1 protein-coding gene is annotated in these 228 nt (G+C 58.3%); it reads left to right on the plus strand.

The window, feature by feature from the left end; genetic code table 11:
• The coding region (locus tag AF337_RS41100) for a carbonic anhydrase (protein WP_280138879.1) at positions 1 to 228 on the plus strand (228 nt) is incomplete at both ends.

The raw sequence follows: 228 nt of genomic DNA on the forward strand, positions 1-228 counted from the left end.
CAATCCGGTCCCGGCGATCTCTTCGTTTGCCGCAATGCAGGCAATATTGTTCCGCCCTTTTCGACCCTCAATGGTGGCGTCTCGTCGGCTATCGAATACGCTATCCTCGCGTTAGGTGTCAGCGACATTGTCGTTTGTGGTCACTCCGATTGCGGGGCGATGAAAGGGCTGTGCCGGCCGGAAATGCTGGAACCGATGCCGAATGTCGCAGCCTGGCTGCGGCACAGT

It is taken from the genome of Rhizobium ecuadorense, assembly GCF_001187535.1.
GTDB lineage: Bacteria > Pseudomonadota > Alphaproteobacteria > Rhizobiales > Rhizobiaceae > Rhizobium > Rhizobium ecuadorense.